Annotated in this window: 10 protein-coding genes; 9 read left to right on the forward strand and 1 reads right to left on the reverse strand. The window is 73.9% G+C overall.

Going from position 1 to position 15,046, the window contains the following annotated elements:
• The first annotated feature begins 301 nt into the window (after positions 1 to 301).
• The 3 genes from ADL05_RS04765 to ADL05_RS04775 all read left to right on the forward strand — a co-directional run bounded on the left by ADL05_RS04765 (position 302) and on the right by ADL05_RS04775 (position 4,348).
• Positions 302 to 2,023: a glycerol-3-phosphate dehydrogenase/oxidase gene (locus ADL05_RS04765; protein ID WP_053615638.1), complete on the forward strand. Its 1,722-nt coding sequence runs from the start codon at positions 302 to 304 to the stop codon at positions 2,021 to 2,023.
• A 148-nt stretch (positions 2,024 to 2,171) separates the two neighbouring features.
• The gene (locus ADL05_RS04770) at positions 2,172 to 2,921 is read left to right on the forward strand and encodes a response regulator transcription factor (protein WP_053615639.1); all 750 of its coding nucleotides are present in this window, start codon (positions 2,172 to 2,174) and stop codon (positions 2,919 to 2,921) included.
• Between the two features lie 26 nt (positions 2,922 to 2,947).
• Complete coding sequence (locus tag ADL05_RS04775) at positions 2,948 to 4,348, forward strand: HAMP domain-containing sensor histidine kinase (protein WP_053615640.1); 1,401 nt, start codon at positions 2,948 to 2,950, stop codon at positions 4,346 to 4,348.
• Between the two features lie 222 nt (positions 4,349 to 4,570).
• On the opposite strand, the gene ADL05_RS04780 is transcribed toward ADL05_RS04775, so the two are convergent.
• The gene (locus tag ADL05_RS04780; protein ID WP_053615641.1) at positions 4,571 to 5,626 is read right to left on the reverse strand and encodes a TAXI family TRAP transporter solute-binding subunit; all 1,056 of its coding nucleotides are present in this window, start codon (positions 5,624 to 5,626) and stop codon (positions 4,571 to 4,573) included.
• A 157-nt stretch (positions 5,627 to 5,783) separates the two neighbouring features.
• Between ADL05_RS04780 and ADL05_RS04785 the strand changes: the two genes are divergently transcribed.
• The 6 genes from ADL05_RS04785 to ADL05_RS04810 all read left to right on the forward strand — a co-directional run bounded on the left by ADL05_RS04785 (position 5,784) and on the right by ADL05_RS04810 (position 15,013).
• A complete protein-coding gene (locus ADL05_RS04785; protein ID WP_053615642.1) occupies positions 5,784 to 6,815 on the forward strand; it encodes a TAXI family TRAP transporter solute-binding subunit in 1,032 nt (343 codons plus the stop codon).
• A 1-nt stretch (position 6,816) separates the two neighbouring features.
• Positions 6,817 to 7,329 carry a DUF1850 domain-containing protein gene (locus tag ADL05_RS04790; protein ID WP_156365717.1) on the forward strand — a complete coding sequence of 171 codons (513 nt, stop codon included), beginning with the start codon at positions 6,817 to 6,819 and terminating at the stop codon, positions 7,327 to 7,329.
• A gap of 42 nt (positions 7,330 to 7,371) precedes the next feature.
• Entirely contained in the window at positions 7,372 to 9,576 is a 2,205-nt protein-coding gene (locus tag ADL05_RS04795) for a TRAP transporter fused permease subunit (RefSeq protein WP_053615644.1), read from the forward strand.
• Positions 9,577 to 9,614: 38 nt separating this feature from the next.
• On the forward strand, positions 9,615 to 10,655 hold the full coding sequence (locus ADL05_RS04800) for a hypothetical protein (RefSeq protein WP_053615645.1): 1,041 nt from the start codon (positions 9,615 to 9,617) through the stop codon (positions 10,653 to 10,655).
• Positions 10,656 to 10,904: 249 nt separating this feature from the next.
• A complete protein-coding gene (locus ADL05_RS04805) occupies positions 10,905 to 12,404 on the forward strand; it encodes a 3' terminal RNA ribose 2'-O-methyltransferase Hen1 (protein ID WP_053615646.1) in 1,500 nt (499 codons plus the stop codon).
• On the forward strand, positions 12,401 to 15,013 hold the full coding sequence (locus tag ADL05_RS04810; RefSeq protein ID WP_053615647.1) for a polynucleotide kinase-phosphatase: 2,613 nt from the start codon (positions 12,401 to 12,403) through the stop codon (positions 15,011 to 15,013). Before ADL05_RS04805 ends, ADL05_RS04810 begins: the two co-directional genes overlap by 4 nt.
• Positions 15,014 to 15,046: the final 33 nt, after the last annotated feature.

The raw sequence follows: 15,046 nt of genomic DNA on the forward strand, positions 1-15,046 counted from the left end.
GGCCGTGCCCGGCGGCGTGGCCACGACCGCCGCCGCGCTCCTCACCCCGGCGCCGCGCCGGGCCGGGGACCGGCAGGGCCGCGCCGCGCCCGCCCAGAACGTGGGACGTCGCGCCGCTGCGGCCTCCTCCCTGTACCGGCCGCGCGGCCACGGGGAGCGAGACACGCCCGTGGGTCGCGCGGCGTCCCCTGCCGTCGGCGCAACCCGGTTAGCCTGGGACATCGGAGCGGTCTGATGGGCCGGTCGGCCGGGCGGGTAGGCGCCTGGGCGAGAGCACCCATCGAGACGGAGGGACGGGCGGATGGCGACCACCTGGTTGGGACCGAAGGAGCGCGCGGCCTCACTCGCGGCGATGGCCGAGGAGGAGTTCGACGTCCTCGTGGTCGGCGGCGGCATCGTCGGCGCCGGGATCGCGCTGGACGCGGTCTCACGAGGACTGTCCACGGCGCTCATCGAGGCGCGCGACTTCGCCTCGGGCACCTCCAGCAGATCCAGCAAGCTCATCCACGGCGGCCTGCGCTACCTGGAGCAACTGGACTTCGAGCTGGTCCGCGAGGCCCTGCACGAGCGCGGCCTGCTGCTCACCACGATCGCGCCGCACCTGGTCCGGCCGGTGCCCTTCCTCTTCCCGTTCTCCCACCACTGGGAACGCGCCTACATCGGCGCGGGCGTCACGCTCTACGACGCCCTGGCCCTGACCTCCCGCAACAACCGCGGGCTGCCCGCGCACCGGCACCTGACCAGGTCCGGTGCCCTGCGGGTGTTCCCCGCGCTCAAGCGCGACGCCCTGGCCGGGGCCGTCCAGTACTGGGACGCGCAGGTGGACGACGCCCGCTTCGTGACCACCGTGCTGCGCACCGCCGCCGGGCTCGGCTCGCGCATCGCCTCCCGCGTCCAGGCGGTGGGCTTCCTGCGCGAGGGCGAACACGTCGTCGGCGCCGACGCCACCGACCTGGAGACCGGCGACAAGGTGCGGATCCGCGCGCGCCAGGTCGTCAACGCGGCCGGGGTGTGGACCGACGACATCCAGGAGATGGTGGGCGGCCGCGGCCAGATCCACGTGCGCGCCTCCAAAGGCGTGCACCTGGTGGTGCCGCGCGACCGCATCCAGGCGTCCTCGGGCATGATCCTGCGCACGGAGAAGAGCGTCCTGTTCGTCATCCCGTGGGGACGGCACTGGATCATCGGCACCACCGACACCGCGTGGGACCTGGACAAGGAGAACCCCGCCGCCAGCCGCGCCGACATCGACTACGTCCTGGACCACGTCAACCAGGTGCTGCGCACGCCCCTGGGCCGCGACGACGTGGAGGGCGTGTACGCGGGCCTGCGACCGCTGCTGTCGGGGGAGTCGGAGCAGACCTCCAAGCTCTCCCGGGAGCACACCGTCGCGCACCCCGTGCCCGGCCTGGTGCTGATCGCGGGCGGCAAGTACACCACCTACCGGGTGATGGCCGAGGACGCCGTGGACGCCGTCGCGCACGGGCTGGGCGGGGCGGTCCCCGCCTCGGTCACCGACCGGCTGCCGCTGGTGGGCGCCGACGGGTTCGCCGCCCTGAGCAACCAGCGCCACGTGCTCGCGCGCCACTCCGGCCTGCACGTGTCCAGGATCGGCCACCTGTTGCGCCGCTACGGCGCCTCCGTCCACGACGTGCTCGCCATGATCCGCGACCGGCCCGACCTCGGCCGCCCGCTGGCCGGCGCCGACGACTACCTGAGGGCGGAGGTCGTCTACGCCGCGCAGGCCGAGGGCGCCCGCCACCTGGAGGACGTGCTCTCCCGCCGCACCCGCATCTCCTTCGAGACCTGGGACCGCGGGATCGCGGTCGCCGAGGAGGCCGCCGAACTGCTCGCGGACGTCCTGGAGTGGGACGACGAGCAGACCCGGCGCGAGGTGGAGTACTACCGCAAGGGCATCGAGGCCGAGCGCGCGGCCCAGGAGCAGGACACCGACCAGGAGGCCGACGCGATCCAGCACGGGGCACCGGAGATCGTCCCGGACGCGCACGTCCGCCGGGGCTGAGGAGCGAGGCCCGGGGAGCACGGGCCCGCGGGTGACGGGCACGGGGAGCACGGGGGCGACTGTGTCCTACGGCACACCCTCCGGCTAGGGTTCGGGTACGACAACCGCCACCCGAGGCCCAGGCCCTCCCCGAAGGACCCCTACCGCCATGATCAAGGTGCTGCTCGTCGAGGACGACGTCCGTCTCGCCGACGCCCTGGCCGGTGCGCTGGAAGCCCGCGGATACGTGGTCGACCAGGTCCGTACCGGACAGGGCGCCCTGACCGCCGCACCGGTCGACATCGTCCTGCTCGACCTCGGCCTGCCCGACATGGACGGCGTCGACCTCTGCCGCCGCCTGCGCGAGCGAGCCGACGGCGCGGACACCGGCATCATCATGGTCACCGCGCGCGGCCGCCAGAGCGAACGCGTGCGCGGGCTGCGCTCGGGCGCCGACGACTACGTCGTCAAACCGCTGGCCGTCGACGAACTGTGCGCCCGGATGGAGGCCGTCCTGCGCCGCACCCGGCGCCGCCCGGAGGACCCGCCGCTGAGCGTCGGACCGCTGAGCGTGGACCTGGCCACGCGGACGGTGACCCGGGGCGAGGCTCCCGTGGACCTCACCCGCAAGGAGTTCGACCTGCTGGCCGCCCTGGTCCGGGAGGCGGGTTCGGTGGTCTCCCGCGAGCACCTGCTGCTGCGCGTGTGGCAGACGTCCTGGCCCGGCACCCTGCGCACCCTGGAGGTGCACATCGGCACGCTGCGCTCCAAGCTCGACGTGCCCGGCCTCATCGAGACCGTGCGCGGTGTCGGCTACCGCGTGGCCGCGGTCGAGGCGGACGCGACCACGGCCACCAGCGGCGGGAGCGGGGAGCCGTCCGTGCCGGTCGCCCCCGCCCAGACGGCCAGACGGCCCTGACCGCCCGCCAGGGGACGGGGGAGTCGATGCGCCGACGCGTGGTGACCGTGTACGTGGCCCTGCTGGTCGCGGCCTGCCTGGGCCTGGCCGTGCCGTTGTGCGTCAGCATCGCCGCGCGCGGGACCTCCGAGATGCGCCTGGACCGCATCAACGACACCGCCCGCTTCGCCGGTCTGGCCGAACCCAGCGTGCTCACCGGCTCCGAGGACACCCTGAGCGGCGAACTCGCCGCCTACGACCGGCTGTACGGCATCACGGCCCTCATCGTCGACCGGGACGGCACGGTGGTCGCCGCCTCCCGGGAGGGCGTCACCCTGGCCGACATCGCCGCCGGGACCGGGGACGGCCGGATCCCCGCCGCCGTGCGCACCGCCCTGGCGGGCAACCGGATGGGCGCGGACTCGATCGTCTACCCGTGGCAGGAGGGGCCGCTCGTGGTCGCCGAGCCCATCGGCCGCTCCGGGGAGACCGTCGGTGCCGCCGTCACGGCGTCCCCGACCGGGGCGCTGCGCCGCACCACGCTGGGCCAGTGGGCGGTGGCGTGGGCCGCCGCGACCGCGCTCCTGGTCGTCGGCATCGCCGCCGCCGGACCGCTCACCCGCTGGATCCTGCGCCCCATCGACGACCTGGAGGAGGCCACCCGCGCCGTCAGCGGCGGCAGCCTCGACGCGCGCGTGCCCACCGCCGCCGGGCCCGTGGAGCTGCGCAGGCTGGGGGAGTCGTTCAACCGGATGGCGGACACGATCAGCGCCATGCTGGAGAGCCAGCGCACCTTCGTCGCCTACGCCGGGCACCAGGTGCGCAACCCGCTGGCGGCCCTGCGGCTGCGGGTGGACTCGCTCAGCCGCCACCTGCCGCCCGAGGGCGCACAGGAGCACCGCCTGGCGCTGGACGAGGTGGACCGGCTCACCCGGGTCTGCGACAGCCTGCTCACGCTCGCCCGCACCGAGGACGCCGAGCACGCGACGGTGGTCGAGGAGGTCGCCGAGGTGGCCGCGGACCGGGTGGAGTCCTGGCGCCCCATCGCCGAGCGGGCCGGAGCGGTCCTGGAGTGCGAGGCGGAGGACGGCGTGCGGGTGCGCTGCGTGGAGGGCACCCTCGACCAGGCGCTGGACGCGCTGATCGACAACGCGCTGAAGTTCGGCGGGGCCGGGGTGCGGATCGTGGTGCGCGTGCACGGGGCCGCCCGGGGCGAGGACGGGACGGAGTACGTGGACGTGCACGTGGTCGACGACGGGCCCGGCCTGTCCGAGGACCAGCTGGGCAGCGCGACCCGGCCGTTCTGGCGGGACGGGCACGACGGGGTGGGCGGCACCGGGCTCGGCCTGTCCATCGTCGTCACCCTGCTGGAACTCCAGGGCGCCGACCTGGAGCTGCGTCCCGCGCGCCCGCACGGCATCGACGCCCGCATCCGCCTGCCGCTGTGACCGGCGGACTCCGGTGCCGTCCGGGGCCCGGTGAGTCCGACCGGGTGGTCCGGAAACCCGATGTGACCGGGCTCCGTGTCCTGTCAGGGTGGTCCAGGGACCCGGAGCCGCCCGGAGGCCGGGTGTCCGACCGAGTGGTCCGGGGAGCCGGGACGACCGGGCCCGGAGGGCGGATCGGGGGCTCGCGGGCGAGGGGCTCCGAAGTGGGCAGAGGCTCCCGGATCAGGGCGTGCGGTCGTCCTGGGGATCGTACGCGTACTTGACCGACCGGTAGTAGGCGGCGGCGCCGGGGTGCAGCGGCACCGGCAGGGTCGCGATCGCCGACCGCGGATGCAGGTGCAGTGCCACCGGGTGGGCCTCGAAGAGGGCTCCGCGCGACTCGAAGAGCAGCGCGGTCAGGTCCTGGGCCACGTCGTCGGGCATCCGCCGGTCGACCACCAGCAGGCTCGGCACGCCGATCGTGCGCACGGCGGGCACGTCCGGGTAGGTGCCCGCGGGGACGGGCCGTTCGGCGAAGTATTCGCCGTGGGCCGCCACCAGTTCCGGGACGTGTTCGGACAGGTCGAGCAGCCGGACCGGGTGCCGCTCGGCCAGATCGGCGACCGCCCGGGTGGGCAGGCCGCCCGACCAGAAGAACGCGTCGATGCTCCCGTCCTCCAGCGCCCGCGCCGACCGTTCGATCGACAGCCGGGTCGCGACCACCGCGTCGCCGTCGCCGTTGGCCGGGTCGCCGTCGCCGTCGGCCGGATCGGCGTCGCCGGGCAGTCGCTCCAGACCGGCCAGGTCGAGCAGCCGCTCGGCCATCATCTCCGTGCCCGATCCCGAGGCGCCCAGCGACACGGTCGCCCCCGCCAGGTCGGCGACCTGCTCATAGGGCGAGTCGGCGCGGACCACGACGTGGGTGTGGTTGTCGTACAGCCGGGCGATGGCCCGGATCGGCAGGGGTTCGTCGAAGGGCGGCTCGCCCGCGACGGCGAGCGCGGCCACGTCGGCCAGGGTGAAGGCCGCGTCCATCGCGCCGCCGGCGACCAGGCGGTTGTTCTCGACGCTGGCCGCGGTGGTGTGCGTGACGATCTCGACGTGGTCGACGTTGTCGGAGACCGACGACAGCCCGGAGCCGTACTCGTGGTAGACGCCGCCCTCGCCGCCCGTGCCCAGGGACAGGACGAGGGGCTCGGGGGCCGGGGGATGGGACCAGGTGAGGAGGGCGGAGGCCAGCAGCAGGGCGGCGCCGGTGGCGGTGGCCGACCACAGCCAGTCGCGGTGCGGCCGTGTCATGGCGACACAGTAGCAATACGCCCGCAACCTCAGAAGAGCCTCAATTCGCCGCTCCCGGGGTACGGATTGCGACCGGATGCACACTAGGTTGCTCGGGAACGGTGTGGCCCGCGCCACTCCCAACCCCCTGTAGGCCTTCCGAGAGGACCGATCGATCATGCGACGCCCGACGTTGACCCTGGCGGCCCTACCCCTGAGCGCGCTGCTGCTGGCCGGCTGCGCCCAGCCGCCCGAGGAACCGGCCGAGGGCGAGGAGGTCGAGCTCGGCAGCGCCCCCGTGCAGAACCAGCTCAACATCGCCACCGGCGGATCCACGGGCGTCTACTACCCGCTCGGCGGCGCCCTCGGCGGCATCATCGAGGAGAACATCGACGGCCAGGCCGGTACGGCCGAGACGACCGGTGCCTCGGTGGAGAACATCCGCCTCCTCGGCGGCGGAGAGGCGCACCTGGGCATCGTCCAGGGCGACGCCGCCGACCAGGCCTTCACCGGCACCGCCGACTTCGAGGGCGCACCCGTGGAGACCTACGCGCTGGCCGTGCTCTACCCCAACGTCTTCCACGCGGTGACGCTGCAGTCCACCGCCGAGTCCGAGGGCCTGGAGTGCTTCTCCGACGTGGTCGGCACGCGCTACTCCGTCGGCGCCGTCGGCAGCGGCAACGAGGCGACCACCAACCAGGTCTTCCAGTCCCTGGAGATCGCCCAGGACGAGATCGAGATGAGCCAGCTGGGCTACGCCGAGACGGCCGCCGCCCTGTCCAACGGCCAGCTCGACGCCGGCTCGTGGGTCGTCGGCCAGGGCCACGCCGGGATCACCGAGCTCGGCACCACCGAGGACATCCACATCATCGACATGTGCGAGGACGAGCGCTCCGCGGTCGTCAACGGCTACGGCGGCTATACCGAGCACACCATCCCGGGCGGCACCTACCCGGACGTGGAGGAGGACGTCGAGACCATCGCGGTCTGGAACGCGCTGGTGGTGTCCGGCGAGTTCAACGAGGACCAGGCCTACGAGATCACCTCGGCCATGTACGAGCACATCGACCAGCTCGTGTCCGTCTACGGCCCGGGCGAGGAGTACCTGGTGCCCGAGACCATCGAGAACAGCCCCGTCCCGGTGCACCCCGGTGCCGTCCGCTTCTACGAGGAGCAGGGCATCGAGATCCCCGAGGACCTGCAGCCCTGACGTGCGACGCCCGCTGACGGTGCCCCGGGTCTGCGGCGTGCTCGCCGCCGCGGCCCTGGGCGCCCTGCTGCTACCGGTGTGGCCCGTGCTCCGCGTGAGCGATGAGGGCTCCACCATCGGCTACCTGCCGCTGTCCGAGGGCGAGCGGTTCACCATCACCTACGTGCACTCCATCGACCACCTGCCGATCGAGGAGGACCTCGTCCTCCGCGACGGCCGCCTGGTGGCCGAGACCACGCGCATCCGCCAGTTCGGTGCCGGCATGGGCCAGATCCCCGGAGAGGGCACCGGGTACGCCGACGGCGAGTGGTGGGTCATCGACGGCATGAACCGCGACGTCGGCACGGAGCTGGCCCTGCGCGTGGGGTCGCCGACCGTCGACCACCGCCTCGTGGCGGACGGCACCGAGGTCCGGCTCTCCCCCTGCCTGGCCGCCCATCGGGTCACCCTCGACCCCGCACGGGCGGCGACCCTGCCCCTGCTGGTCAGGGGCGCCCCGAACCCCCGGTGCTGACTCCCCGCACCGGACACCGGCCACACGAACTGAGGAACGACCATGGCTGAGCCGACCCCCGACTCCGAGACCCGGAGCAGACCCACGGGCGCGGCCCCCGACGCGATCCCCGACGTCGAGGGCATCGACACCGCCCGGGGCCAGGCCCCCGTCTGGACACAGCTCGCCGAGAAGCGGTGGGGCCGGGGCCCCGGGACCTCCGCCGTCGGCCTGCTGATCCTGGTGCTCGCGGTGGGACTGACCGCCTTCCAGCTCTACGTCGCGCTCTGGGCGGGCCTGGACGCGCGCCAGCAGCGGCTCCTGCACCTGATGCTCACCATGGTCATGGTGTTCCTGATCCTGCCGCCCTTCGACCTGGAGGGGAGGGGCGGCTGGACGCTCCGCCTCCTCACCCTGGCCGCCACCCGGTCGCGGGGATCGGACGCACCGACGGGTGTGACCACGTCGCTGCGCCGGCTCGGCGGCGCCATGGACGCGGTGCTGATCGCCGCCGCCGTCGGGGTGAGCCTCTACCCGATCGCCTTCCAGGCCGAACTCGCCTCCCGCGCCGGGGCCTACACCGAGACCGACTGGCTCCTGGGCCTGGTCCTGATCGTCGTGCTGCTGGAGGCCACCCGGCGGGCCGTCGGCCTGGCCATGGTCATCATCGTCGTCGCGTTCATGTACTACGCGATGGTCGGCTGGCTCATCCCCGGCGTGTTCGGGCACTCCGGGGCGCGGATCGAGCGCATCGCCACGCAGAGCTACCTGGGGGACGGCGTCTACGGCCTCACCCTGGGCGTGGTCGTCACCTTCGTGTTCGTCTTCATCCTGTTCGGCGCGCTGCTGTCGCGCACCGGGGGCGGCAACTTCTTCGTCGGCCTGGCCTACGTGCTCACCGGCCGGATGGTCGGCGGCCCCGCCAAGGGCGCGGTCCTGGGCAGCGCCATGATGGGGTCGGTGTCCGGCAGCGCCATCGCCAACGTCGTCACCACCGGCCCGTTCACCATCCCCCTGATGCGCAGGGTCGGCTACCGGCGGCACGACGCGGCGGGCATCGAGGCCGCGGCCTCCACCGGCGGGCAGATCCTGCCGCCCATCATGGGGGCGGGCGCGTTCATCATGGCCGAGCGGGTGGGGGTCCCCTACGCCGACATCGTCAAGGTCGCCATCATCCCCGCGCTGATGTACTTCGGGGTGATGTTCCTGTTCGTGGACATCCTGGCCCGCAAGCACGGCATCGGCCGCGACGCCGACGACGAGCTGCCGCGACTGCGCACGGTGATGGCGGCGGGCTGGCACTTCCTGGCGCCGCTCATCCTGCTCATCGTCCTGCTGCTCCAGTACGTGCCGCCGACCCAGGCCGGGCTCTTCGCCTGCGGCGCCCTGCTGGTGGTGGCGATGCTGCGGGCGGGCAGCCGCCTGTCGCTCCGGGACTTCCTGGAGGTGTTCGTCATGGCGGCCCGCAACACGCTGCCGGTCTCGGTGGCCTGCGCGGTGGCGGGCATCATCGTGGCGATGGTGGGGCTCACCGGCCTCGGACTGACCCTGTCCAACGTGATGGTGAACGTGTTCGAGGGCAACCTGCTGCTCACCCTGTTCATGGTGCTGATCGCGTCGCTCATCATGGGGATGGGCCTGCCGGTCACCGCCTCCTACGTCGTGCTCGCGGTGCTGGCCGTCCCCGCCCTGGAGGAGCTGGGGCTGGCCGTCATCGTCGCGCACATGATCGTGTACTGGTACAGCCAGGACTCCAACGTGACGCCGCCGGTGGCGCTGGCCGCCTACGCCGCGGCCGGTGTGGCCGAGGCCAGCCCGATGCGGTCCGGGGTCTCCGCCTGGAAGTTCGCCAAGGGCCTGTACCTCATCCCGGTCCTGATGGCCTACACAGCACTGATGGCGCTGAACGGGCCGGTCACCGACGTCGTGGCGGCGGTGGCGAGCGGGTGCGTCGCGCTGGCGGCGTCGGCGATCGCGATCGAGGGCCACTTCCTGCGGCGTACCCTGCTCGGCGAGCGCCTGGCCCTGATCGCGGCCGCCGCGCTGGTCATGATCGCACCGGAGTGGAGCGCGCTGTTCCAGGCCGTTCTGTCGACGGAGGTCGTCCCCGGCGTGTTCACCGCCGTCGGGTCGGCGCTGTGCGTGCTCCTGATCGGTCTGCAGATCCTCCAGCACCTGCGCGACCGCTCCCGCGAGGACGGCGCGGACGCCGGACCCGGTACGCACGGCCCGGACGACGCAGCGACCGAGACCGCCTCGCTCGGCTGACCGGGCTCCCGGTACCGTCGGTGCTGGGAGGCGGTCACATGTGGGGATTCCGAAGGACTCCGGCGCGGCACGGCGGCGGGGCGGGGGCGGCGGCACTGGTGTCGGCCGCCCTCGGCACCGACCCCGTCCTGAGGGCGGGCTGCGCGTCCGTGGCCGAGGGCGGACTCGACGCGGGGCTGACACTGCTAGCCGAGACCCGGGGGGACCCCGAGGCGCGGGCCTACCGCGCCGAGGCCCTGGGCCGCGCCGCCGCCGACGAGCCCGCGCGGATCGCCGCGCTCGCCAGGACCGAGGCCGACACGGGTGACGGTCCGCGGCAGGCCGACGTCCTGCTCTGGCTCGGACACGCCCTGCTCGCCGGGGCCGTACGCCGGTCCGGCGGCACCACCCCGGCCGACCGCAAGGGAGCCGAGGCGGCCCTGGACGAGGCGCGCGGCCCCTTCGAGGCCGCCGCGCTCCTGGACGCCGACGACGCCGCGCCCTGGTCCGGGCTGCAGACCGTGGCCATGGGCCTGGGCGCCGACCGCGCGGACAAGGACCGGCTCTGGGCCGAGACGACCGCCCGGGCACCGCACCTGTTCGCCGCCCACACGACCCGCGTGCGCACCCTGTCGCCGACGCGCGGCGGATCCACCGAGGAGATGTTCGCGACCGCGGGCGCCGCCGCCGACTCCGCGCCCGAGGGCGGCCCGCTGCCCGCCGTGCTCGCCCTCGCCCACGCCGAGCACCTGCGCGCGGAGGAGCGCAGGCTCACCGAGGAGGGCAAGAGCGCCTTCATCGTGCGGATGGCCCTGGGGCGGCTGCACGGAGAACAGGTCGAGGAGCTGTTCGGTCTGGCCCGCGCGTGGGTGGGCGCCGCCGTCCCGCACGTGCGCGACGTCCAGGCCCACCACCTGTTCGGATGGGCCTTCCACCGGGCGGGACTCACCGACGCGGCGCGCTGGCACCTGGCCGCCGCCGACGGCTACGTCTGCGACGTGCCGTGGTCGTTCTTCGGCGACGCCCGCACGCAGGTGGCGCGGGCGATGGCCGACCTGGGCCTGGACCCGGCCCGCCCCGCGGCCCCGCCCGGGGTCTAGACGTACGGACCACGGAGGCTGGTCGCACCCAACCCGCCTGACACACAACAAGAGGGCCTTCGGTATCGGCGTGGATCGCGGCATCCACCCCGACCACCAGAAGGCCCTCGATGCCCCACACTGCCCGCGCCAACGCCCGTCTCACCCCCGCCGGACGCCTCGCCCCGGCCCGCCGCGTCGTCGAGGACGGCCGGCCGCGCGGCGCTAATCCACTGGCCGCCCGGTATCGCACTGGGACACAATGCTCGGGTGCTACTGACGATCACCACCGACGCGACCACGGGACACCCCGCCACGGACCTCGGCTTCCTGCTGCACAAGCACCCCGACCGGGTGCTGCGGTTCGAGCAGTCCTTCGGCACCGCCCACGTCTTCTACCCCGAGGCCACCGAGGAGCGCTGCACCGCCGCGCTCCTGCTGGAGGTGGACCCGCAGGCGCTGCTCCGGTCGCGCTCGTCGGTCAGCACGCCCGACTTCGCCCTCGCCCAGTACGTCAACGACCGGCCCTACGCCACGTCGTCGCTGTTCACGGTGGCGCTGGGCAAGGTGCTGCGCACCGCGCTGCGCGGCCGGTGCGACCTGCGCCCCGACCTGGCGGCCACCCCGCTCCCGCTCGTCCTGCGCCTGCAAGCGGTGCCCTGCCGGGCCGGGGCCGAGCGCGCCCGCGCGCTCTTCGAACCGCTGGGCTGGGCCGTGGACGCCGAACCGGTGCCGCTCGACCCCGGACTTCCCGGATGGGGCGACTCCCACTACCTCTCGCTCACCCTCACCGGCACCGTGCTGCTGTCCGAGGCGCTCAGCCACCTGTACGTGCTGCTGCCCGCCATGGACGGCCACAAGCACTACTGGGTGGACGAGACCGAGATCGACAAGCTCCTGCGCGCGGGCGGCTCCGAGGAGGGCCAGGGATGGCTGTCCGGCCACCCCGAGCGCGAATGGATCACCCGCCGCTACCTCGGCCGCCGCGAGCGCTACGTGCGCACGGCCCTGGACCGGCTGGCCGAGGCCGACGACCTGGTCGACTCCGAGGGCCCCGACGACCCGCAGGTGGAGGAGGCCGCCGCCGTGCCGCCGCTCGACGAGCGCGAGCCCTCGCTCGCCGACCAGCGCGCGGGCGCCGTGCTGTCCGTGCTGCGGGCCGAGGAGGCGCGCAGCGTCATCGACCTGGGCTGCGGGCCGGGCAGACTGCTGGAGCGGCTGGTCGCGGACCACACGCTGGAGCGGATCACCGGCGTGGACGTGAGCACCGTCTGCCTGGAGCACGCCCACCGCAGGCTGTGCGAGGGCTGCGACCCGGGCGGGCGCGGTCGCCACCGGAACGTGTTCACCGACACCGCCCAGCCCCGCGACGGCGGAAGGGCCCCGCGCCCCCGGCCCGAACTGCTCGTGGGGTCGGTCGTCTACCGCGACCGCCGCTTCGAGGGCTACGACGCCGCCGTGCTGATGGAGGTGGTCGAGCACCTGGACCCCTCGCGGCTGCCCGCCATGGAGGAGGTCGTGTTCGGCGCGGCCCGGCCCCGCGTCGTCGTGGTCACCACGCCCAACGCCGAGTACAACACGCACTACGAGGGCCTGGCCGACGGCTCCCTCCGCCACAGCGACCACCGCTTCGAGTGGACGCGCGCCGAGTTCACGGCCTGGACCGCCAGTGTGGCCGAGGCGCACGGCTACCGCGTCCGCCACCTACCGGTCGGGCCGGAGCACCCGGAGACCGGCGCACCGACCCAGATGGGAGTGTTCACCCGATGAGCGACGCCGAGAAGACACCGGCCGCCGAGCCGCGCGTGCTCGGCGTGCCCGAGATGGGGCTCGTCGTGCTGGTCGGGGTGTCCGGCTCCGGCAAGTCCACGTTCGCCGCCCGGCACTTCCGCCCCACGCAGGTGATCAGCTCCGACTACTGCCGGGGCCTGGTCAGCGACGACGAGAACGACCAGTCGGCCAGCGCCGACGCGTTCGCGCTGCTGCACACCATCCTGGACATCCGCCTGCGCCGGGGCCTGCTCACGGTCGTGGACGCCACGAACGTGCAGAAGCACGTCCGCGAACAGCTCGTGCGGGTGGCCAAGGACAACGACGTGCTGTGCACGGCGATCGTCCTGGACGTGCCCGAGGCCCTGGCCGTCGAACGCAACCGGGAGCGCCCCGACCGCGACTTCGGCGACCACGTGATCCGCCGCCAGCGCCGCGACCTGCGCCAGAGCGTCAAGCGCCTGGACCGCGAGGGCTTCCGCCGGGTGCACGTCCTGCGCGGCCCGGAGGAGATCGACGCCGCGGTCATCGAGCTGGAGAAGGGCTGGACCGACAGGCGCGAGCTGACCGGACCCTTCGACGTCGTCGGCGACGTGCACGGCTGCCGCGAGGAGCTGGAGGAGCTGCTCACCGGCCTCGGCTACGAGATCTCCCGCGACGAGCACGGACGGGCGGCCGGCGCCCGCCACCCCGAGGGGCGCACGGCGGTGTTCGTCGGCGACCTCGTCGACCGCGGCCCCGACAGCCCGGGCGTGCTGCGCCTGGTCATGGGCATGGTCGGCGACGGCGACGCCCTGTGCGTGTCCGGCAACCACGAGAACAAGTTCGTCCGCGTGCTCAAGGGCGCCAAGGCCCGGGTCACCCACGGCCTGGAGGTGACCCTGGCGCAGATGGAGGCCGAGAGCGACGAGTTCCGCCGCGAGACCCTGGCCTTCTGCGACAGCCTCATCAGCCACTACGTCCTCGACGAGGGCCGCCTGGTCGTCGCGCACGCCGGTCTGAAGGAGGAGTACCACGGGCGGGCCTCGGGCCGGGTGCGCGCGTTCGCGCTCTACGGCGAGACCACCGGGGAGTCGGACGAGTACGGGCTGCCCGTGCGGCTGCCCTGGGCCCGCGACTACCGGGGCAGGGCGGCGGTCGTCTACGGCCACGTGCCCACGGTCAAGGCCGAATGGCTCAACAACACCATCTGCCTGGACACCGGCTGCGTGTTCGGCGGCAAGCTCACCGCGCTGCGCTATCCGGAGCGGGAACTGGTCGAGGTGGCCGCCCACAAGGTCTGGTACGAGCCGACCCGGCCGCTGCCCGAGGACGTGCGGTCGGGCGGTGGGTCCGACTCCGGCGCCGAGCGGGGGCCGGGCGACACCGTGGACATCACCGACGTCGGCGTGGGCGACGGCGACCCGGGCCTTTCCGTGGCGACCGGGCACGGAACGGTGCGCGCCGACTCCGGCAGCACGCTGACGGCCCTGGAGGTGATGAGCCGCTTCGCGGTCGACCCGCGCTGGCTGCTCTACCTGCCGCCGACCATGGCTCCGGCACCGACCTCCGCCGAACCCGGCCTGCTGGAGCACCCCCGGGAGGCGTTCGCGTCCTTCCGCGGCTCTGGCGTCGGCCAGGTCGTGTGCCAGGAGAAGCACATGGGCTCGCGCGCCGTCGCGGTGCTGTGCAAGGACGGGGCCGCCGCCGCGCGCCGGTTCGTGCCGGGCGAGCTCGGCACCCTCTACACCCGCACCGGCCGCCCCTTCTTCACCGACCCCGACGTCCAGGCCGAGGTGGTGGACCGGCTGCGCCGGGCCGTCACCGACGCCGGTCTGTGGGAGAAGCTGGGCACCGACTGGATCGCGCTGGACGGGGAGATGCTGCCGTGGTCGGCCAAGGCCCGGTCGCTGATCCGCGAGCAGTACGCGTCCGTGGGCGCCGCGGCGCGCGCCGCCCTGCCCGCCGCGGCGGAGGCGCTGGCCCGGGCCGCCGAGCGAGGGCTGGACGTGGGCGGCCTCGCCGACACGGTGGCGCGCCGTGAGGAGCAGATGGAGGAGTTCAGCCGCGTGTACCGGCGCTACTCCTGGGACACCGACGGCGCCTCCGGACTCCAGTACGCGCCGTTCATGCTGCTGGCCGCCGAGGGCCGCGAGTACACCGACGCCGACCACCTGTGGCACATGGCGGTGGCCGAGCAGCTGGCCGAGGCGAACGGCCTGGTCCGCTCCACCCGCTACCTGGTGGTCGACACCACGGACCCGGCCGCCTGCGACGCCGCCGCCGGGTGGTGGCGCGACCTCGTGTCCGCGGGCGGTGAGGGCATCGTCGTCAAGCCGGTCCTGGGCGCCCGCGCCACGGGCCGCAAGGGCCTGGCCCAGCCCGGGCTGAAGGTCCGCGGCCCGGAGTACCTGCGCATCATCTACGGGGCCGACTACACCGACCCCGACCGGCTGGCCGTGCTCAGGGACCGCGGTCTGGGCCGCAAGTCGGGCCTGGCGATGCGCGAGCACAAGCTCGGGTTGGAAGCGCTGGCGCGCCACGCCCGGCGCGAACCGCTGTGGCGCGTGCACGAGCCCGTGTTCGCGGTGCTGGCCCTGGAGTCGGAGCCGGTCGACCCCCGGCTGTGAGCACGGCTCGCGGCGCGTGACCACTGACGCACC

Origin of the sequence: Nocardiopsis sp. NRRL B-16309 (assembly GCF_001279585.1) — a bacterium.
In the GTDB taxonomy this organism is placed as follows: Bacteria; Actinomycetota; Actinomycetes; order Streptosporangiales; family Streptosporangiaceae; genus Nocardiopsis.